16 protein-coding genes and 2 tRNA genes are annotated in these 19,538 nt (G+C 52.7%); 11 read left to right on the top strand and 7 right to left on the bottom strand.

All coding sequences use genetic code 11. The annotated features are described in order from the left end of the window. Nucleotides 1-118 precede the first annotated feature (118 nt). The 5 genes from IEW12_RS01905 to IEW12_RS01885 all read left to right on the top strand — a co-directional run bounded on the left by IEW12_RS01905 (nucleotide 119) and on the right by IEW12_RS01885 (nucleotide 6,763). Nucleotides 119-3,082, top strand: a complete 2,964-nt coding sequence (locus tag IEW12_RS01905) for a PAS domain S-box protein (RefSeq protein ID WP_188564298.1) — start codon at nucleotides 119-121, stop codon at nucleotides 3,080-3,082. A 37-nt stretch (nucleotides 3,083-3,119) separates the two neighbouring features. Further along, the gene (locus IEW12_RS01900; protein WP_188564297.1) at nucleotides 3,120-3,680 is read left to right on the top strand and encodes a VTT domain-containing protein; all 561 of its coding nucleotides are present in this window, start codon (nucleotides 3,120-3,122) and stop codon (nucleotides 3,678-3,680) included. Nucleotides 3,681-3,881: 201 nt separating this feature from the next. Then, the gene (locus IEW12_RS01895; RefSeq protein ID WP_188564296.1) at nucleotides 3,882-4,418 is read left to right on the top strand and encodes a hypothetical protein; all 537 of its coding nucleotides are present in this window, start codon (nucleotides 3,882-3,884) and stop codon (nucleotides 4,416-4,418) included. A 184-nt stretch (nucleotides 4,419-4,602) separates the two neighbouring features. Next, nucleotides 4,603-4,920 carry a hypothetical protein gene (locus tag IEW12_RS01890; RefSeq protein WP_188564295.1) on the top strand — a complete coding sequence of 106 codons (318 nt, stop codon included), beginning with the start codon at nucleotides 4,603-4,605 and terminating at the stop codon, nucleotides 4,918-4,920. Nucleotides 4,921-5,173: 253 nt separating this feature from the next. Further along, the gene (locus tag IEW12_RS01885; RefSeq protein ID WP_188564294.1) at nucleotides 5,174-6,763 is read left to right on the top strand and encodes an EAL domain-containing protein; all 1,590 of its coding nucleotides are present in this window, start codon (nucleotides 5,174-5,176) and stop codon (nucleotides 6,761-6,763) included. A gap of 3 nt (nucleotides 6,764-6,766) precedes the next feature. Here IEW12_RS01885 and IEW12_RS01880 read toward each other — a convergent pair whose 3' ends face one another. From IEW12_RS01880 to IEW12_RS01865, 4 genes are all read right to left on the bottom strand, one after another. Then, nucleotides 6,767-7,810 carry a bifunctional nicotinamide-nucleotide adenylyltransferase/Nudix hydroxylase gene (locus tag IEW12_RS01880; protein WP_188564293.1) on the bottom strand — a complete coding sequence of 348 codons (1,044 nt, stop codon included), beginning with the start codon at nucleotides 7,808-7,810 and terminating at the stop codon, nucleotides 6,767-6,769. A 16-nt stretch (nucleotides 7,811-7,826) separates the two neighbouring features. Further along, nucleotides 7,827-9,521, bottom strand: a complete 1,695-nt coding sequence (locus tag IEW12_RS01875) for an NAD+ synthase (RefSeq protein ID WP_188564292.1) — start codon at nucleotides 9,519-9,521, stop codon at nucleotides 7,827-7,829. A 63-nt stretch (nucleotides 9,522-9,584) separates the two neighbouring features. Continuing rightward, nucleotides 9,585-10,772, bottom strand: coding sequence for a nicotinate phosphoribosyltransferase (gene pncB / locus IEW12_RS01870; RefSeq protein WP_188564291.1), 1,188 nt, complete (start codon nucleotides 10,770-10,772; stop codon nucleotides 9,585-9,587). A gap of 94 nt (nucleotides 10,773-10,866) precedes the next feature. Beyond that, nucleotides 10,867-11,736 (bottom strand): cysteine hydrolase family protein, encoded by an 870-nt coding sequence (locus tag IEW12_RS01865; RefSeq protein ID WP_188565593.1) that lies wholly within the window; start codon nucleotides 11,734-11,736, stop codon nucleotides 10,867-10,869. Nucleotides 11,737-11,935: 199 nt separating this feature from the next. Here IEW12_RS01865 and IEW12_RS01860 point away from each other — a divergent pair, with 199 nt between their 5' ends. The 4 genes from IEW12_RS01860 to IEW12_RS01845 all read left to right on the top strand — a co-directional run bounded on the left by IEW12_RS01860 (nucleotide 11,936) and on the right by IEW12_RS01845 (nucleotide 17,205). Next, nucleotides 11,936-12,610, top strand: a complete 675-nt coding sequence (locus tag IEW12_RS01860; RefSeq protein ID WP_188564290.1) for an NUDIX hydrolase — start codon at nucleotides 11,936-11,938, stop codon at nucleotides 12,608-12,610. A gap of 496 nt (nucleotides 12,611-13,106) precedes the next feature. Next, complete coding sequence (locus tag IEW12_RS01855; RefSeq protein WP_188564289.1) at nucleotides 13,107-14,984, top strand: potassium transporter Kup; 1,878 nt, start codon at nucleotides 13,107-13,109, stop codon at nucleotides 14,982-14,984. 50 nt (nucleotides 14,985-15,034) lie between these two features. Further along, nucleotides 15,035-15,111: transfer RNA gene (locus IEW12_RS01850), tRNA-Arg, on the top strand. A 318-nt stretch (nucleotides 15,112-15,429) separates the two neighbouring features. Further along, the gene (locus IEW12_RS01845; RefSeq protein ID WP_188564288.1) at nucleotides 15,430-17,205 is read left to right on the top strand and encodes an O-linked N-acetylglucosamine transferase, SPINDLY family protein; all 1,776 of its coding nucleotides are present in this window, start codon (nucleotides 15,430-15,432) and stop codon (nucleotides 17,203-17,205) included. A gap of 55 nt (nucleotides 17,206-17,260) precedes the next feature. Here the strand turns inward: IEW12_RS01845 and IEW12_RS01840 are convergent, their stop codons facing one another. Both IEW12_RS01840 and IEW12_RS01835 read right to left on the bottom strand, forming a co-directional pair. Then, complete coding sequence (locus IEW12_RS01840) at nucleotides 17,261-17,665, bottom strand: response regulator (protein WP_188564287.1); 405 nt, start codon at nucleotides 17,663-17,665, stop codon at nucleotides 17,261-17,263. Beyond that, the gene (locus tag IEW12_RS01835; protein WP_188564286.1) at nucleotides 17,658-18,161 is read right to left on the bottom strand and encodes a GAF domain-containing protein; all 504 of its coding nucleotides are present in this window, start codon (nucleotides 18,159-18,161) and stop codon (nucleotides 17,658-17,660) included. The genes IEW12_RS01840 and IEW12_RS01835 overlap by 8 nt, the downstream gene beginning before the upstream one ends. Nucleotides 18,162-18,445: 284 nt before the next feature. On the opposite strand from IEW12_RS01835, the gene IEW12_RS01830 reads away from it, so the two are divergent. Both IEW12_RS01830 and IEW12_RS01825 read left to right on the top strand, forming a co-directional pair. Then, nucleotides 18,446-18,745, top strand: a complete 300-nt coding sequence (locus tag IEW12_RS01830) for a high-potential iron-sulfur protein (RefSeq protein WP_188564285.1) — start codon at nucleotides 18,446-18,448, stop codon at nucleotides 18,743-18,745. A 140-nt stretch (nucleotides 18,746-18,885) separates the two neighbouring features. Continuing rightward, a tRNA-Arg gene (locus IEW12_RS01825) sits at nucleotides 18,886-18,962 on the top strand. A 93-nt stretch (nucleotides 18,963-19,055) separates the two neighbouring features. Here the strand turns inward: IEW12_RS01825 and IEW12_RS01820 are convergent. Then, a complete protein-coding gene (locus IEW12_RS01820; protein WP_188564284.1) occupies nucleotides 19,056-19,472 on the bottom strand; it encodes a thioredoxin domain-containing protein in 417 nt (138 codons plus the stop codon). Nucleotides 19,473-19,538: the final 66 nt, after the last annotated feature.

The following is a 19,538-nucleotide window of genomic DNA, read 5'->3' as shown; positions in this document are numbered from 1 at the left end:
AATCTTGGAAAAAGCACCATTATTTACTGTAGTATCTGTAGAACTCATTTCGTCAATCAATGCATCTATCAATGCGTTAGTCAATGAGTTCTATCGTTAGGCCAGCCAAGAGAGTGCCATGTCATCACGAACCGCGATTTCCGGTGAGAGGCGAGACGGACCATCGAACGATGGGGGCCGGGCGTCCGCCGATGCGGCTCCGGTCGGGGGCGAAGAGCGGCCGGCGCTGGCTCCCGGCCTGATCGGCGACGAGCACTATCGTTTGCTGTGGGAGACGACCACCGACGTCATCATGCTGCTGGATGAGAAAAATGTCATTCTGCATGCCAATCCGGCGGTTGCCGAGGTTTTCGGATACGAAGCCGTCGACATCATAGGGCAGCCGATTGCCATACTGCAGCCGCCAAGAATGCGTGATGCACACCGGCGCGGCCTGCAAGCCTACCTGGACAGCGGCGTCAAAAAAATCAATTGGCGCAGCACCGAGGCAGTTGGCTTGCATAAGGACGGGCATGAGTTTCCCATAGAAATTTCATTCAGCGATATGCGAGTCGGTGGCCGGCACCTGTTTGCCGGTTTTATTCGCGATATCAGCGCCAGGGTGCAATCGGAAAAAGCATTGAAGCTGAGTGAAGGCCGGCTGAATCTTGTCATTTCTGCGAGTCAGCTGGGCACCTGGGACTGGGATATCAAAAGTGATGAATTGATCTGGTCTTCCCAGTGCAAGTTGCTGTACGGCCTACCTCCGGATATACCCATGCTCCACGAATTATTCCGCAATGCGATGCATCCTGACGACAGGGAGTCGGTAGACCGGCAGGCCAGGACCGCTCTGGCCGAAAAAAAGCTGTATCAAGCCGAATTTCGCACCGTATGGCCGGATGGTAGCGTGCACTGGCTGAACTCAATGGGGCGTGGCATTTATGACCAGCAGGGCAATCCTGAGCGCATGCTGGGTGTGACCTTTGACATCAGCGAGCGCCACTGTGCGGAGCAATCGCTGCTGGAATGGAAGAATCGTTATGAGGCGACGGTGAATGCCAGTGGCCATCTGCTCTACGATTGGGTGCCGGCATCCAACGAAATGAGTTACGCGGGGGATGTGCAGCGGCTGCTTGGTTATTCGCTGGCAGAGCTGGGCTCCGAATTGCATCACTGGACGAATAAGGTCGTTCACCCCGAGGACAAGAGTAAATTTAATGCTGAACTGAACCGGGTGCTGATGTCCGGAGATGCGTTTCATCTTGAGTACCGAGTAGTAAAAAAAGACGGCAGTCCGCTGATTGTGCAGGATGACGGACATTTCGTGCTGGATGCTTCGCAACAGATTACCCGCATGGTGGGCTTTGTTCGCGATATGACGGAAACCCGAAAGAATGAGGGGGCATTGCGGGATAGTGAAGAGCGCTTCCGCCGTATTGTGGAAACTGCGGAAGAGGGTATCTGGACGATCGATGCGCAATCCAATACCTCCTTTGTCAATCCCAAGATGGCCAGCATGCTGGGCTATACCGCAGAAGAAATGTGGATGCGTCCCTTGGACGACTTCATGGACGAAGAGGGGCGCGAGATCTCCAGGGCCAACATCAAGCGGCGTGAGCAGGGCATCTCGGAGCAGCACGACTTCAAGTTCCGGCGCAAGGACGGCAGCGAATTATGGGCGTCATTGAGCGCCAGTCCTATTTTTGACAGTGCAGGCGCTTATGGCGGCTCGCTGGCGATGATTACCGACATTACGCAAAGGAAGATGTCGGAGGAGCTGATATGGCAGCAGGCCAACTTTGATGCACTGACACACTTGCCGAACCGGCGCATGTTTTACGACAGGCTTGGGCAGGAGTTGAAAAAGGAAAAGCGCGATGGCTTGAAAGTAGCAATCCTGTTCATAGATTTGGATCGCTTCAAGGAAGTCAACGATAGCCTAGGCCATAATGCCGGGGACCAGTTGTTGCTGGAGGCGGCTCGCAGGATTAACTCTTGCGTGCGGGAATCCGATACGGTTGCCCGCTTGGGAGGAGATGAATTTACGGTGATCCTGCCTGCCATTGCCGATGGAGGCAGCGCGGAACGTGTGGCACAGGAGATTATCGACGGCCTTGCGATACCTTTTAATCTGAGTGGGCAAACTGTTTACGTGTCCGCCAGTATCGGTGTCGCGATCTATCCGGACGATGCCGAAGAGGCTGAGGACTTGCTGCGTTATGCGGATCAGGCCATGTATGCGGCAAAAAATTCCGGCCGCAACCGCTATTGCTATTTCACCTCCTCCTTGCAGCATACCGCCGTTTCCCGCATGCGCCTGTCCGGGGACTTGCGCAGTGCACTGGAGAAAAAACAATTTGTCGTCTATTACCAGCCCATCATAGAACTTGCTACCGGACGAATGTGCAAGGCCGAAGCGCTGATACGCTGGCAGCATCCGGTTCATGGCCAGATCGAGCCTTCCGAGTTCATTCCCATGGCAGAGCAGGCGGGCCTGATCAATGCAATCGGCGACTGGGTATTTTTGCAGGCCGCGCAGCAGGTTAAATACTGGCGGCAAAAGATCGATCCCGCTTTCCAGATCAGCGTCAATAAATCACCTGCACAATTTCGCGCCGATAACGATGGAGGCCGCAACTATTGGCTCGGCTACCTGGAAGAGTTGGAGTTGCCGGGAGATTGCATTACGGTGGAAATCACGGAGGGCTTGCTGCTGGATACGACGGAGCGTGTCAAGCAGGTATTGCAGGAATTTCGCGGTGCCGGGGTGCAGGCTGCGCTGGATGATTTTGGAACAGGCCATTCCTCGCTGGTGTATCTGAAAGAGCTGGAAATCGATTACCTGAAGATAGACTGCTCTTTCGTCAACAATCTGGCATCCAGATCCAGTGACCGGCTCTTGTGCGAAGCGATTATACTAATGGCGCACAAGCTGGGACTGAAGGTGGTAGCCGAAGGTGTGGAAACGCGGGCGCAGCGCGATATTCTCCTGGAAGCAGGATGCGACTATGCGCAGGGTTATTACTTTTCACATCCTATGCCGCCTGCCTTGATGGAGTTGCAGCCTGCCGCTTCAACCAGGGCGCAAGCCAGGACATGAATAAGATGTAATGAGTAGGTATTGATCGGGGATCTGCATGCGTAGTTACAAAGGGCTGTTGCTGGTTATTGCATTTTTATTGTTATTGCTGGCGGTGGTTGAGTTTTCCGGGTTGCGTGAACATTTCAATCTACGCTTCATGCACCAGATCATCGTGGAACATCAACTGGGCGGTCTGCTGATTTTCGTATTGCTGTTTTGCCTTGGCAACCTGATCCATGTGCCTGGCCTGGTGTTCCTGGCTGCCGCGGTATTGGCACTGGGGCGCTTGTGGGGAGGTGTGGCCACCTATATCGCGGCGTCGGTTTCCTGCATTCTTACCTATTTCACGATACGCTTCATTGGCGGCGATGCCTTGCGTGAATTGAAAAATCCATATGCCATTCGGGTGCTGGCACAACTGGACAGGCACCCGGTGAAAAGCATCGCGCTACTGCGGACACTATTCCAGACGGCGCCCACCTTGAACTATGTATTGTCATTGTCAGGCGTGCATTTTTATCAGTATTTGCTGGGAACGCTCCTGGGGCTACCGCTGCCGATAACCCTGTACTGCGTGTTTTTTGATTATCTGGGCAAGACCTTGCATCTCAATTGATTGAGCTTACGTTGGGCCGTGTAAAATAAAATGCGGGTTAGCAGGCAAACCATGCAGAAGGACGTTGCTTAATTAATTTCCATAGCGGTCGCAATTCTTTACTTATCGTGCATAGCAAATGCCACAAAAGTGCCATTGGATAGGCGTGCAATATAAGAATCGCAGTATTCATTGTTGGAAGAAAGCCGGGAATTGGAAGCCATGTCAGATATCTACATACAAACCGAAGCGCTATACGCTGCCGTGTATGACGATGCAAGCCCTGCAAATGTGAGCGGGTTTGTACAGTCTGAGATGGATGCTGCCCGTCAGGAACTGGTGTCCAGGGCGACTGAGGAGCGCCTGGCTCCCTACTATCTGGACAAGCGCCTGATTGCGTGTGCCTGGCGCGGTGAAATGCTGGCCTGGTCTTTGCCGCTGAACGGGGTATTCAAAATCGCGCTTGAATTTGCACCAGCGCTGCAGCAAGGGCGGAATGAAGGGTTTCACCTGGAGGACGTACTGCCGCATACCGCGGATCTGACCTGCCGCAGCGGGCGCTTGCGGATAAGCTGCATCAGCAAGCTTGGCGTGGTGGCCCCCATCATTGCCAGCGTACAGCCGGGCGACTACCGCATTTCTTTATTGCGCAATGAGCAAGAGGAGGGGAAGCACCAGGGATTACGCAGCGATGCTGACTATCCGGTGACGGATGGCCCTGACTGGGTTTTCACGATACAGCGTTTGTTGGCAAAATAAAAATTCTCGCCCGGTTTGCCCGGGAGGCGAATTAATAATCTGTTGTTTGGCTTGCAATTTGGCAACCGATTTTGTAGGAATCCATTACCTTTTAATTGCATATGGACTATACTTTCCATGATGTAATTGCCGTCGGATCGCAGAATAAGCACTTTTATCCGGGCTTGGTAATGGGAGTAATAACGTGGTTGCGCTTTCAAAAAGAAAATTAGCATCAAGGATTTCCATCCTTGCGGCTACTTGCGCTTTATTGCAGGCATGCACCTTTGTTTTTGCATCGTTGGCAGATTACTTCAGGAAGCCTGACTATGCCGACTATGCATTCAAGCTTTTGATGGGCGTTTTCATCCCGGCAGCCTTCTTCCTGCTCTTTCTTGGGCTGTACAAATCTGCCCGCCGCAAAAAATTGTCTTTTGCGCTCGGCTATACCATTACCTATACCGTAGTGTCCTACTGCTGTTTTGCGATGGTGTCTCTGGTCATTTTGTTTTTCCCAAAATAGTTTTCGCTGACGCCTGTGGGCCTGGCTGTGGTTAATGAAAGCCAGATTTTGGTCGCTTTAAGCTCTTGCAAAGTATTTTGTTTTTTATTGTTGCAAGTGTCCGGTGCGGCGCAACGTCGGCATATACACCTGATTTGCCTTGTTCTATACTTTTTGATTATTTCCTGGCTTTGCCTCCTGGTCTTTGCATGTAGCACGTGCCTGGGTTCGTGTTACAGCGGTTTAAAAAATAATATCAATAATTAAGGGACACATGCCCAAGGCTTCAGCAACCATATTGGCCGTTATAACGGGGGTGGCGGCGCTCGCCATTCCTATCCTGGTTTCCTTGAAACTGGCGCAGAGCCAGAGCCTGCAATCTGAAAAAGATCGCGCACTGAGTTATGCGATGGAGGTCATGGGCCGGTCCGAGCGCACCGCGGGCCAGATCTATAACGGAATTGACAAGCTGTTGCGCACGCGCGGCGACAGCGGCGACGATCCCTGTTCGGAAATGCAGATTGCGCTGATGCGCGAGATCGATCTCAGTTCCAGCTACATCCAGGCGATAGGTTATGTGGCCGGCGAGCGCCTGCTATGTTCCTCAATGGGGATGCACGTGGGGGGCTTGGCATTGGGGCCTGTCGAGCAGCTTACTGCATCGGGCACGGCGATCCGCAATCATGTCAAGCTGGCGGCGATTGCCCCTGACATCGACTTCATCGTGATCCAAAAAGGCAGCTATGCCGCCATCATCCACAAATCCCTGCCTATCGATGTCTCTACACAAGAGAAAGATGTTTCCCTGGCGACATTCACACCGGGCTTTCGTGAATTCAGGACATCCCGCGGCCTGGTCAAGGAAAGGTGGATAGACGAACTGCAGGGGCGCCACCAGGCCAGCTTTTTTGACGGCGAATATGTGGTCGCGGTTGTGCAGTCCACGCAGTATGCGACTGGCGCAGTCGCAGCGGTACCTGCGGCCTATCTGACCAAGCGCGTCTATGAATTTGCGTTGATCCTGGTGCCCATCGGTTTGCTGGCAGGCCTGGCCCTGGTATATGTCGCTCGGTATATGACCAAGCTGCAGCAATCCCTGCCTGCGCTGATACGCACCGGCCTGAGAAAGAAGGAGTTCTTTTTGGCCTACCAGCCCCTGGTCGATCTGCAGACGCGCGAGTGGATAGGTGCGGAAGCCCTGATACGCTGGCGGCGCAGCGACGGTGTGCTGGTACGGCCGGACCAGTTCATTCCCGAGGCGGAAGAGAGCGGGATGATACAGCGTATCACTGCGCATGTACTGGAGTTGGTGGCGAAGGATGCGCCGGAAGTATTTCGCAGGCATCCGCATTTCCATATCGGCGTCAATCTATCCTCTGCCGACCTGCACACGCGCGACACGATAGACCTGCTGAAGGAAATGATCCAAAAGGCGCATGCCGGCCCTCACAATGTGCTGGTTGAGGCGACCGAACGCGGCTTCATGAATGCCGATGTCGCGCGGGAAGTGGTCAGGGACATCCGGGCACTGGGCATAGGCGTTGCGATTGATGATTTCGGCACAGGCTATTCCGGCCTGTCTTACCTGCAATCCTTTGAATTGGATTACCTGAAGATAGATAAGTCCTTCGTCGATACCATAGGCACCGATGCTGCCACCAGCCGCGTTGTATTGCACATCATACAAATGGCTAAATCACTGAACCTGAAGATGATTGCAGAGGGTGTTGAGACGGAAGCGCAGGAGCAATTTTTGCGTGAGCATGGCGTGCAATATGCGCAGGGCTGGCTGTTCGGCAAGCCCATGCCTATGGAAGATCTGGTACGCGAGCTGGCGAAAAGAAAATCTCGATCACAGGAATAGCTCTCAATCCTTCAGCAGCGCCAGGAAGTGATCCAGGATATGGAAATGGTCATCAAAGAACTGGTCTTCCATTACCGCCAGCTCTTCTACCGGCACCCAGCTGGCGCTTTCTGCGTCGTCAGCCGCTTCTACTTCCGGTAGCTGCTCATGTTTCAGGTCGAAGAAATGCGCATGCGTGATGGTGCGGCCACGCAGGCTGCGGTCGGGATGGTCGAATACCTGCACGCCGGCCAGCGCATCCGGCAAAGTATCGCTCAGCACACCCAGTGTGGTTTCTTCTTCCAGTTCACGTATTGCCGCTTGCAGCACGGTTTCCCATTGTTCAACGAAGCCGCCCGGCAAGGCCCACAGATTCCGGCCCGGGTGTCTCTTTCGCTTGATCAGCAGCACGTGGCCCGCGGTTTTAACAACGGCATCCACGGTGGTGAAGATAGGCGGGTAGGGCGCGCTGCTCCAGGAAGCCTTGTAGGCTTGTAGTACCGCATATTCCTGCACCAGATCCTTGTAGCAGGGAAGTAAAGCCCAGGCCTTCAAATACTGGCGTATGGTTTCCGGCATTGCGCCGGCGATCACGTTGAGGGAGACATCCAGGTTCTCGGCCTCAAACAGTACTTGCCGGATGTTGCTGGCGTCAATATTCGCCTGGTTGCCGACCTCTATCAGACTCCATTGCGGGAAGTGTCGCAGATAGCCGCTGGAGGCATCTTTAAAGTGACCCACCAGTGCAATGCTACCCGTATTGGGCGCCTGCTTACTGACGGCTTTTAATATCTCCTTTGCCCAGCGCTTTTCATCGTAATAATCTCGTATAGGGAGGTAAGACACGCGGGAGCGCTCGGTCTCATCCAGCGTGTTGGCGATCATCGTTGCGCGTTCTTCCCAGGTAAAAGGATTCTTGGGATTGCGCGCATGAAATGCCGATCCCAGTATCACGATGACATTCGGTGCGCTCTCCAGCGCTTTTTTCAGCAACGCTGCATGGCCATTGTGGAAGGGCTGGAAGCGGCCTATCAGGATCGCGAGTTTGGCAGAAAAATTGGCAGTCATTGTCTTTCCCGGTATGTCAATATTTAGCGGCAAGAGGCATCTGGCGGCCGCTGCCGAAGGCGCGCGAGCGCACCCTGATCAGCGGCGGCGCCTGGCGCCGTTTGTATTCGTTCCTGGCGACCATGGCCAGTATGCGCGCGACTAGCTGGCGACCTTCTTCGCTGGTCTGCAGCCCTTGCACGTGGTTGCGCGCCGCCTTGGCTTCGGCAGGCGGCATCCTGTCGCCTTCCAGGTGCCATTTCAGTATTTCATCCTGCACTTCATAGGGCGGCAGGCTGTCGGTATCTTTTTGATCCGGCGCCAGTTCGGCGGACGGAGGCTTGCTAATGATGGGTTCAGGTATCAACTCGCGTCCAGCCTGCTGGTTGATATGGCGGGACAGTGCATACACTTCCGTTTTGTACAGATCGCCTATCAGGCCCAGGCCACCATTGGTGTCTCCATACAGGGTGCAGTAGCCGACCGATATCTCACTCTTGTTGCCGGTAGTGAGCAGCAGGGCGCCAAAGCTGTTGGAATACTCCATCAATATGGTGCCGCGAATGCGGGCCTGCAGATTTTCCAGCGGTAAACCGCGCAGCGGCGTGTCAAAACTGTGCTCGAATCCGGTGCTGAATTGTTTGACCAGGTCGGCAACCGGGTGAGTGTGCAAGCGGATGCCGAGATTTTTGCATAAATCCACAGAGTCAGACACCGATCCTTCGCTGGACCACACGGACGGCATGGTAATGGCAATCACGTTTTCGGCACCCAGTGCCTGTGCCGCCAGTGCCAGCGTCAAAGCCGAGTCTATGCCGCCCGACGATCCCACGACGACTTTGCTGAAGCCGCAACGGCGCGCATAGTCGCGCAAGCCGAGCAGTATCTGGCGGCGAGTGAATTCTTCAACTGGCAAATCCACCAGGGCAGACGCAAGTAGCGGAAGGCCGTCCTTCATGAATGCACCGGCATCAAATCCTATGCACTGAAAATCCTCTTCGAATTGGGAGGCTTCAAAAACCACGCCCTGATCCGGCGTGACAGCAAAAGAAGCCCCATCAAACACCAGTTGGTCCTGCCCGCCTGTCTGGTTGACGAACAGGATAGGCAATTGTGTTTCCTGGCAGGCTTTGGATATGGTTGAATGCCTTTTTTTGCGCTTGCCAATGTCGGATGGACTGGCATTAATGCTGATCACGAGTTCCGGGGTGGCTTGTTTTAGTGCGTCAAAGGGATTGACCTTATAGTCCAGTCCCGGCTGATTCCAGCCGTCTTCGCAAATCATGAAGCCGACGCGATGTTCCCTGACGCTGAGCGTGCAAGCCGTTTGCGGCCCCGGTTCAAAATGACGGTATTCATCGAAGATGCCATAAGTAGGTAGCAACTGTTTGTAATACTCGGCAATGATCTGACCGTTGCGAATGGCGAGTAAGCTGTTGTGCAGAGGTTTGCCGGGGCCATTATTGCGGCGTGCCGTGCCCACTACTGTGACCAGCTCCGGCAATTCGGCGGAAGTGCGAATGATTTCGTCCAGGGCGGCATCGCAACGTGCCAGAAAACTGCTGTCTTCCAGCAGGTCACCGGGATAGTAGCCGCAAATAGCGAGTTCGGAAAAAACGGCGATATCGGCAGATGCCGCTGCTGCGCGGCGCATATGCGAGATGATCGCCGTGGTGTTGGCGGAAAAATCGCCAACGGTGTAATTCAGTTGCGCAAGTGCGATGTTCAGCATGGCGTTGTTTGTCTCGTCAGTAAGGGCCGAAGTTTATTAAAACAAGTGCTTCCTTATGATCGCCTACGCTGGATGATTGAAGACTTGCCGCAGATAGGCGAGGAAGGTTTCATCCTTGCACAGGGTCTTTCCTGGAGCATCGGACAGTTTGGCCACTGCCTGTCCATTGCACGATACCAGCTTCATCACAATGTTCAGCGGCGTGATGCCCATGTCATTGGTCAGGTAGGTGCCTATGCCGAAGGCTGTCATGGTCCGGTCGGCGAAGTGCCGGTATAAGGATAGCGCGGTGTCAAAATCCAGCCCATCCGAAAATACCAGGCGCTTGGTGTTGGGATTGACGCGCAGTTTTTCATAGTGCGCGATTGCCTTCTCTCCCCATACGACAGGATCGCCGGAGTCATGGCGTAAGCCGTCAAAAAGCTTGGCGAAGTAAAGATCAAAGTCGGCCAGGAAGGCATCCATGCCGACCACATCGGTCAGTGCGGTACCCAGGTCGCCACGGTATTCCTGCACCCAGCCTTCCAGTGCGGCCTTTTGAAAATCGCGCAGGCGTACGCCAAAGGACTGATAGGATTGCAGGTACTCATGCGCCATGGTTCCTATTGGGACCAGATTGTATTTCTTTGCCAGATAGACGTTGGAAGTGCCATTGAAGTAAGTGGGGATTTCGCGTGCCAGCGTAGCAACGACTTCTTCCTGCCATGCGCCGGAAAAACGACGCCGTAAGCCAAAATCGAAGAAGCCGAAAGAATTTTTGCGTGCAGGCTCTTTACTGAATGCTTTCAATACTTCGATTTTTGCGCTCAGGCGCCGGCGCCCCTCAGCCAGCAATGGCTCCGCATCAAAGCGGCGGAAGTAGAGTTCATTGACGATATACAGCACATAAATTTCAAAGCCCATCACATGCACTTGCGGCCCTTTGGCCTGGATGACCAGTTTGTCCCCATCCAGCTCCACGCTGATCAGTCTGCGCTGGAAGCGGAATACTGTCAGGAAGTCGACAAAATCACTCTTGATGAAGCGCAGGCTGCGCAGATAGGCCAGCTCTTCTTCAGTGAACGACATTGTGCACAAGTGGTCGAGCGCTTCATTCACTTCGTCTCTCAGCTCTGCCAGAGGATAGGCGGGCGTATTACGGCACACGAAAGAATACTCAGTCTGGGTATTCGGATGGCTGTGCAGCAGCGCTTGCCACATCGTGAACTTATACAGATCGTTTTCCAGCAGGCTGCGTAGGATGGTTTTCATTGTTCTTGTTTTCCGGTGTGATCGCCGAACAGGCTTTTTGATAGGTTTTGCGTGATGTGCCGGTCAGCAGCAGCGACTGGAACCAATGGCATACTCAAGCTGCGCGCCTGGCCAGTAATTCAGGCAGTAGCTCGGTGCTTTGCGCCAGGCGCAGGCCTTTCGACTGCATATCGCCAAGGAAATCCCTGTATTGCGAATCGAATCCGGACACCGGGCTGATGCAATCGGTGAGCAGTACCAGCCTGGACAGGGAGTGTGGACCGAAGTTGTCAACGATGTGCTCGGTAGTGGCTTTCACGCAGTGGCTGCCGGCTTCGCCTGCAATCAGGATCTGGTCTGATTGGGCAAGCATATCGATAAAAGCGCGATTAAGCTGGGTCGCGGGGTCTTCTGCATCGGGTACTTCCGCCATGATTGCAGAATAATGCTCGGTCCAGGGGTTGGAGCCCTTGCTCAGCTTACTCACGCTGCGCTGCGAGGCATCTTCCCAGCGGTTATACGCTGCATGCACATCGGCATGGATATTTTGCCCCCATGAACCTATCTCGCAATGTACCGGCCACACCATCAATTGATAACGGCCTGCGCTTTCCAGTGCATCCAGGTAGCTGAGTGCGCGCGCCAGATCCGTCGATTTGCGGGGCTGGTATACGCCGCTGCGCACTTCTGCTGCGGAGATCTGTGTGAATGGGGTCACTTGCTGCTTCTCGGCAGTTTGCCAAAAGCCGGGATGGGCAATGTCCAGCCTGTGGTGAGAATCCAGCGTGATGCTGATATCGCTGATGCCGGCACCGGCGCGATCTATAAATTGTGCCAGCCGTTGCATATCGGCGTGCGCTCCGGGCACCGGCAGAGCCGGTGAGACCCTGCTATTGGAAGCTGGGTCAAAGGGTAAGTAGTCCTGGGGCAGATCGCAAAAATCATTCTGCGGGTCAATGATTAACAGGTGCGTGCTGCGCATGATGTTCATCCTGGCTTTGAGGTGATGATGATTCTAGTGTAGGATACTTAAATTAAAAATGCAACTAAGTAAAAGTGTCTTTTTTTAATTTTAGTACCCATTGGTGTTGACAGTTTTTTTCACTGAGCTTATCTTTAGTCAACATTTAAACTAACAAGTAGTGAAGTTGGAAAACAATGCGAGAAAGAGCCTGGAGTAACCTATGAATCAGATAATTTGCACAGTGGATCTGGTTTTGCTGACGCTGAAGGAGGGCGCGCTGCAGGTTGCTTTATTAAAACGCGACAAGGAGCCGTTCAAAGATGTGCTGGCCTTGCCTGGGGGCTTTATTCACGCGGAAGAAGATGCTGATGCCCGCGGGGCGGCATTGCGAGTGCTGAAGGAAAAGGCGCATATTACTGCGCCTTATCTGGAGCAGCTGGCGACATTTTCCGGTCCGGCGCGGGACCCGCGCGGCTGGTCTTTGTCCATTGTTTATTATGCGTTGGTGTCGATTGATATCGTTGAGCAGGTGGGCCATTCCGGTCGCGATCAAATTCGGCTGGTGGATGTGGATAAACTCATGCAACTGCCGTTTGATCATCAGGCCATCATCGGCATGGCAGTGGATCGCTTGCGCAACAAGAGCCAGTATTCATCGCTGCCTTGCTATCTTGCCGGGGAAAATTTTACCTTGCCACAACTGCAGCGCGTGTACGAAGCCTTGATGGGAGGGGAGTTGAACAAGGTCAGCTTTCGCCGCAAGATGAGTGAGATGGGGATGCTGGAAGAGGTTGACGGGAGATTTGGCTTGGCTGGTGCGCACAGGCCTGCACAGCTGTACCGGCTCAGGCCGGAGCACAGGGAGCATCTGAGTCTGCTTGAGCGCGGCTTGTGATAGATGCCTGGCTGGCCATCAAATGCGACCGTCTTGCTGCAGACGGCATTTCTCAGAAAAATGCTTGCAATAGAAAAACACCAGTGGTATATTTATTTCCAATGAATGTCGCAGTGCTTGTGGTTATCTACTAGATTGCATTGGCTAAGAGATTCATATTGCAGTAATACATGAGTTGATTCTTTTCACGTCGGAGCCACTTTTCAGATAGAACTGGGTTTCGGGAATCCACTCATGTATTACTGTATTTAAGAAATAAACAAAAAGCCCCGCAAATGCGGGGCTTTTTGTTTGTGGCTTGCAGCCTGCGCGCCTTATGTTTAAGGCATGCTTGCCTCAGGCTTAGTATTTTTTTGACTATGCTGCAACCGGATTTTGTGCAAAACTGGCATTCTGTTGCGCATTTACATAAGCATGTGGAAAATTTGATTTCCATCTTGAAATTCGATCGGGAATCACCTATTGTGCAATGCACCAATAATAACTAGGTATTCACTTGTCTACCCAACATACTAAAAGCAGCCTCAGCGCTCTAACGCTGGCTGCTATCGGTATCGTCTACGGCGATATCGGCACTAGCCCTCTTTACACGATGAAAGAGGTGTTTTCAAAAGAGCATGGCCTCGCACTAGATCAAGCAAATATTTTCGGCGTTGTATCCCTGATTTTCTGGGGGCTGTTTTTCATCGTCGCAGTCAAATATGTCACCCTGATTCTGCGCGCGGATAACCGTGGCGAGGGAGGCATCATGGCGCTGACCGCACTGGCGCTGGAGTCGGTCACCAAATTATCCCGCTGGCATTTTGTGCTGATGGTGCTGGGCTTGTTTGGCGCCTCGCTGTTTTACGGCGATGGCGTCATTACGCCGGCGATCTCGGTGCTCTCGGCGATAGAGGGGCTGGAGGTGGCGACGCCTACCTTCAAGCCTTATGTGATCCCCATTACGCTGGCAGTATTGATTGCCTTGTACTCAGTGCAGTACAGGGGCACGTCCGGCATAGGCAAATTATTTGGCCCCATCATGATCTTGTGGTTTGTCGTGCTGGCGGCGATGGGCCTGGTGAATATCATCAAGATGCCAAGCATATTGCGGGCACTGAATCCCATGTACGCGATGGAGTTCCTTAATTATCACCGCTACCTGGGTTTCCTGGCCTTGGGTGCCGTTGTGCTGGCCTTTACCGGCGCGGAGGCGTTATATGCGGACATGGGGCATTTCGGCCGCAAGCCTATTCGCGTTGCGTGGTTTTTGATCGTGTTTCCTGCTTTGGCATTGAATTATCTGGGGCAGGGCGCCTTGCTGATTGCTCGCCCTGAAGCGGTCAGCAATCCGTTTTATCAGCAACTGGGTCCATGGAGTGTTTTTCCTTTGGTTGTTTTATCTACGGTGGCGGCGGTTATCGCCTCGCAGGCAACCATCTCCGGCGCATTCTCAATGACCAAGGAGGCGATCTCGCTCGGCTTCCTGCCGCGAATGAAGATCATTCACACTTCAGCAAAAGAAATAGGCCAGATCTACATCCCTATCGTCAACTGGCTGCAGTTGCTGGTGGTGGTGGGCGTGGTGGTCGGCTTCGGCTCCTCCTCCGCGCTGGCGTCGGCTTACGGTATCGCAGTCACCGGCACCATGCTGATCACCTCGATATTGACTTTCTTCGTGATCCGCTATGGCTGGAAATATAATCTGGCCATCTGCTTCCTGGCGACAGGCTTCTTCTTCGTGATTGATGCGGCATTGTTCTCTGCCAATGCATTGAAGTTCTTCCAGGGCGGCTGGTTCCCGGTCGTGCTGGGTGGCCTGATGTTTACCATCATGGTGACATGGAAGGGCGGCCGCGAACTGGTGTTCGACAATTTGCGCAAGCATGCAATTCCGCTGGAGGATTTTTTGGAGTCGCTGTTCGTGTCGCCGCCTACGCGTGTTGCCGGCACGGCGATTTTCCTGCGTGGCGAAGCCGATGGCGTGCCGCATGCGTTGCTGCATAATTTGTCTCACAATAAAATCCTGCATGAACGCGTCGTGTTTCTGACTTTGCACAATACGGATATTCCGTGGGTGCCTTTCTCCGATCGCATCAAGATCACGGATCTCGGCCATAACTGTTTTCAGCTGGATGTGTTTTACGGCTTCAAGAACGAGCCGGACATTCCAAAGGCGCTGGAGCTGTGCGCTGCGCATGGATTGGAATTTGAGCCGATGGAGACTTCTTATTTCATCGCGCGCCAGACTATTATTTCGCGCCCAGGCGGCGGTATGGCGATGTGGCGCGAATGGCTGTTCGTTACCTTGTCCCGCAATGCGCGCGATGCAGCCGATTATTATCAGGTTCCAACCAACCGAGTTATCGAAGTAGGCTCGCAAGTAGAAATTTGATGAAAAGGTAGTGACAAACGAAAAATGCCTATGCTATAATTTTGTTTTTCGCGGCTGTAGCTCAGCTGGATAGAGTACTTGGCTACGAACCAAGGGGTCGTGGGTTCGATTCCTGCCAGCCGCACCAGATTCAAGGGACTAGATGAAAATCTAGTCCCTTTTTTCTTTTCTGAGCCACCCACATACATCGGCGAATTCCATCGACAAGGATTGCAAGGCGAGGCGCTCAAGTCGCGCGAGCAAAGCTGCTGCATGGAGCAAGACCAAGTGGCCGAATTTGCTGGTCCCCCCGCATTCCCGCGATAGTGGCAGGACAGGCAGGCAAAGCGAGGCGATTGAGTAAATAGTGCGCACGGAACCTGGAGAAATGTCGGGTTGGCAGTGATTTGCTCCGTCTGTATTTTGATACAATGCAAGATTGCCCTGTCAAAATCGATGGTTATCAATGCTCAGCTGGCTCAAGAATTTTTTCTCGTCTTCCGAAGAAAAGCAAACTCCTGTAATCACGCCCGTCGATGATCGCGCTTCTGCTCAAGCTGCCGATGACATACGGATAGAAAAAAGTCTGGTTTTTAAAAAACTGGGAGATGGCTGCTGGAGCACCGGTTCTTGGGCCGATGCGGCAGGATACTATCGACAGGCTTTGGCATTGAATGGATCATCAGCTGCCATTCATATCAATCTGGGTTTTGTCCTGATAGAGCAAGGCCTTTTACAAGAGGCAAAGTCGCATCTTGAACAAGCAATTGTATTGAGCCCCGGCTTATCTGACTCTTATTTTTTTCTAGGAAAAATTGCGCAAGGTATGGGGGATCCGGATGCCGCCATCACAGAATTTTCCCGGGCGGTTTCGGTAGATCCTAATTTCGTGGAGGCCTACGAAACACTGGGCATTTTGTACAGAGATCGTGGGGAAATTAAAGAGTCGGTCGCGGCTTTTCGCGCCGCGCTTGCTATTAATCCGCAACTCCATAATTGCCACACCGGGCTTTTATTTTCGCTTCAGTATTTGCCTCAGGCGCATCCTGCTGAATTATTCTCCGAGCATCTGCAATTTGCCGGGCAGTTTGAGGCGCCGGTCAAAGCTCTGCAGCGCATGCATTCGAATAATCCAGATCCTGAGAGGCGCCTAAAAATTGCGTATGTTTCCTCGGATTTTCATGCACACTCCGTCGCCATATTCATGTTGCCTGTGCTGGAAAGGCACGATAGGGCGCAATTTGAAATCTTCTGTTACTACAATGCTAGTGTGCGGGACATCATCACAGAAAAAATCCAACAGGCAGCCAGTCATTTTTTGTTTTGCGAAAATTTGTCTGATGCGGAGCTTGATCAGCGCATCAGGGCCGATGGAATCGACATCCTGATTGATCTCAATGGGCACACCGGCAATCATCGATTGCTGACGTTTGCGCGCAAGCCTGCGCCGGTGCAGGTATCGTATCTCGGTTATGTGGATACGACGGGGCTCTCCGCGATGGATTACCGGCTGACCAACGAGGATGCCAATCCTTCTGAGAGCGATCGGTTTTATAGCGAGACTCTGCATAAATTCAAGGACCGCTTATGGTGGAGTTTTCGTCCGGTAGAAGATTTGCGCGAGATGACGGAGTTGCCAGCCCTGAAAAATGGCTTTATTACTTTTGTTTCCGCAAATAATATTTCCAAAATTTCTGACGTTAATATCAAAGTATGGTCAGAGCTCATGCGCAGTATTCCTGACGCGCGCCTGCTGATTATGGGTACGACTTCACCTGGCGCGCAACGGGTGCTTGAGCGTAAATTCAAGACAGAAGGCATAGAGCTGCACAGGCTGGATTTCAAAGGTAAGCTCAATCTTGCCGCATTCAGGGAGCAAGTAATGCAGGCGGATATCGCGCTGGATACCTTTCCGTTTAACGGCGGGACGACGAGCTGTGAAACGTTCTGGCAAGGCTTGCCTCTTGTGACACTCACTGGGGAGTCGTTTGCCTCAAGGGTAGGGTATGCTTTGTTGAATAACCTGGGATTGCCCGAGCTTGCTGCTGCGAATGCAGAAGATTTTGCCAGGATCGCGATAGAGTTAAGCAGGGATATGCAGCGCTTGTCCGCGCTGCGGCAAGGCATGCGCGCACGCTTGGCTGCCTCAAGTTTGAGTGACGAGCTCGGCTTTACAAAAGCACTTGAAGCGAGCTATCGGGGTATGTGGCGCAAATATTTGGAAAAAGCAAAGCCTGAGTAACAATAGTGCTCGGCACAAATGTCTTCGCATGCGCTTTTTGCGTTTGATGATGAATCTACTTGCTGACGATCGCAAATTCAGTGAAGACATCCAGCAGCAGGCGGGCGCGGAACGGCTTCAGGATGATGCGGGTTACTTCGCGCTGGCTTAATGCCTGCAGCAGATTTGAATCGCAGCGTTCAACCATGGCGGCAATCGGTATCGCCTTATTGCTGGCCGTGGCGCCGTTCCTGACCTGGTCTAGCAAGCCCAGGTTGGCGGCGTCGGTTTTCTCAGTATCGATGGAGATGACGGCGCCGTGAAAAGCCTGTTCCTTCAGCATTTGCTCGGCCAACACCATGTTGCCTGCTTCATGAATATTTCCTACGCCAATCGCACGCGCAGTCAGTGCCACCGTTTGCCGCAATAGCGTCTCCGGCTCCACCAATAACATGCGTCTGTTTGCCGCTGGATTAGCCATCGGAAGTCTCCATCGCATTGGACAATTCTTTGACCACCAGATCTCTTAACGTAGAGAGTATGGCCAGATCAAGCTCATCTAGCTGGCGAGGCTTGGTATCGATCAGGCATAGCGTGCCTGGGGAGTGCCCTGATTGCAGTATCAGCGGTGCGCCGGCATAGAGGCGGATATAAGGATCGCCGGTGACCAAGGGGTTGTCGGCGAAACGCTCGTCTGCAGCCGCATCAGGTATGACCAGGATATCGGTACGCATGATGGCGTGCCCGCAAAATGAAATATCGCGTGAAGTCTCGCAGGCACTTAATCCGAATCGTGATTTGAACCATTGCCGGTCGCTGTCAACCAGCGAAATCAGGGCAATGGGCACGTCGAATTCTGCTGCTGCGAATGCGACGATCTTATCGAAGCGTTCTTCGGGTGGGGTGTCGAGTATCAGCAGTGCATGAGGCACGGCAAGGCGTTTCGCATCGTTATCTGGAGTCGGGGCTGCAAGCATGATGTCCAAGCTCCGCTGTGCGCATTTAAAGAAACGTGTGGCCAATGTACCAGATCGCTATCAGATCATGTGAGTGAATTGGCAATTTTTTTGTTTATCTTGTCTTAATTTTGCACTTGCCCTGGTGTCTGTCGGTGGCTTTGCTATCGGGCAAATATTGAGAAATTCCGTGGACCTTATGTTGCCGAGGCTGCCATTCTTGATCGGTGCGGCATTCGGGGCCATGCTCTGGCATAATTGCTGTCAAGTTTATCAAACGTCAATATTTGCTGAGGAGCTTACCCATGAGTCTAAATCGCAGGACATTTGTGATCAGGTCGGTAGCAGGTGTTGCCGCTCTGACGACGTGCGGCTTTGCTATTGCGGATGATCCGCAGCTTCTTGAAAGCGACGCTTCAGCGGTAGAGCATGGCTACAAGCTCGATCCTTCCAAGGTCGACAAGAAAAAATTTCCCAAATACGAGGCAGGGCAGATTTGCGGAACTTGCCAGCTATACGAGGAAAAGAGCAAGGATATGGGTGGGTGCGCTTTATTCCCCGGTAAACTGGTGCATGTGAAAGCCTGGTGTGATGCCTGGGGATGACAGGGCTAGCGCATTAACTAGGGATATCTGCCTGGTGTTGCGTATCTGCTGCTGAAATAATGGGCAATGATAAATTATTTCATCTTTTTTATAGATAAACTTCCTATTTAAAAATACCCGTGCTATACTTTCGTTCTTTCGCGGCTGTAGCTCAGCTGGATAGAGTACTTGGCTACGAACCAAGGGGTCGTGGGTTCGATTCCTGCCAGCCGCACCAGATTCAAGGGACTAGATGAAAATCTAGTCCCTTTTTTCTTTTTCCTGTCAGCTTTTGCTATATTCGAATGTGAGATTGCTTAGATTGCGGATGTCAGAGGTTTTCAAGTAGCAGGCGGCGCAAGCTCCAGTCTTTCGGCGTGCCCTGGTTGAGCAATTTGCCATGCGAGATGCTTTGCTCGGTATTTTCCGACAGCGACGATATCAATCTATGCAATTGTTTTACATCGGGCAGCATGGTCCCAAAAAATAAAATATGGTCGCCATGTTGAATCAGGATGGTGGGGAAATTTTCTACATCGATCTCATCAACCAGATGGGCTTGATCCTCGATGTCCAGCCAAGCAAAGCATTTATCCGCATGCTGTGCGCGCAATGCATCGAAAGCTGCACGATAGTCACCGCAGGTATTGCACCAGGCTGCACACAGGCAGGCGACCAGCCAGGGCTTATGCTGCAGCTCACCCCTGATGTGGGCAAGATCTTCAGTATTGTTCAATATTGTACTCATGACGCTGCATTTTACGTGATTGGATGTTTCACTGCATGCTATCGCCCAAAGCGGCGATGCAATGAT

The organism is Parundibacterium terreum, assembly GCF_014636315.1.
Classification (GTDB): Bacteria; Pseudomonadota; Gammaproteobacteria; order Burkholderiales; family Burkholderiaceae_D; genus Undibacterium; species Undibacterium terreum.
The sequence above is the reverse complement of the archived record's forward strand: the minus strand, read 5'-3'. Positions and strand labels throughout refer to the sequence as shown.

Bases quoted from the DNA above. Each gene is read 5' to 3' on its own strand.
- IEW12_RS01880 (WP_188564293.1), bottom strand. From the start codon at position 7,810: ATGACTGCCAATTTTTCTGCCAAACTCGCGATCCTGATAGGCCGCTTC.
- IEW12_RS01875 (WP_188564292.1), bottom strand. From the start codon at position 9,521: ATGCTGAACATCGCACTTGCGCAACTGAATTACACCGTTGGCGATTTT.
- pncB (WP_188564291.1), bottom strand. From the start codon at position 10,772: ATGAAAACCATCCTACGCAGCCTGCTGGAAAACGATCTGTATAAGTTC.
- IEW12_RS01860 (WP_188564290.1), top strand. From the start codon at position 11,936: ATGAATCAGATAATTTGCACAGTGGATCTGGTTTTGCTGACGCTGAAG.
- IEW12_RS01905 (WP_188564298.1), top strand. From the start codon at position 119: ATGTCATCACGAACCGCGATTTCCGGTGAGAGGCGAGACGGACCATCG.
- IEW12_RS01845 (WP_188564288.1), top strand. From the start codon at position 15,430: ATGCTCAGCTGGCTCAAGAATTTTTTCTCGTCTTCCGAAGAAAAGCAA.
- IEW12_RS01900 (WP_188564297.1), top strand. From the start codon at position 3,120: ATGCGTAGTTACAAAGGGCTGTTGCTGGTTATTGCATTTTTATTGTTA.
- IEW12_RS01885 (WP_188564294.1), top strand. From the start codon at position 5,174: ATGCCCAAGGCTTCAGCAACCATATTGGCCGTTATAACGGGGGTGGCG.
- IEW12_RS01820 (WP_188564284.1), bottom strand. From the start codon at position 19,472: ATGAGTACAATATTGAACAATACTGAAGATCTTGCCCACATCAGGGGT.
- IEW12_RS01840 (WP_188564287.1), bottom strand. From the start codon at position 17,665: ATGGCTAATCCAGCGGCAAACAGACGCATGTTATTGGTGGAGCCGGAG.
- IEW12_RS01895 (WP_188564296.1), top strand. From the start codon at position 3,882: ATGTCAGATATCTACATACAAACCGAAGCGCTATACGCTGCCGTGTAT.
- IEW12_RS01830 (WP_188564285.1), top strand. From the start codon at position 18,446: ATGAGTCTAAATCGCAGGACATTTGTGATCAGGTCGGTAGCAGGTGTT.
- IEW12_RS01835 (WP_188564286.1), bottom strand. From the start codon at position 18,161: ATGCTTGCAGCCCCGACTCCAGATAACGATGCGAAACGCCTTGCCGTG.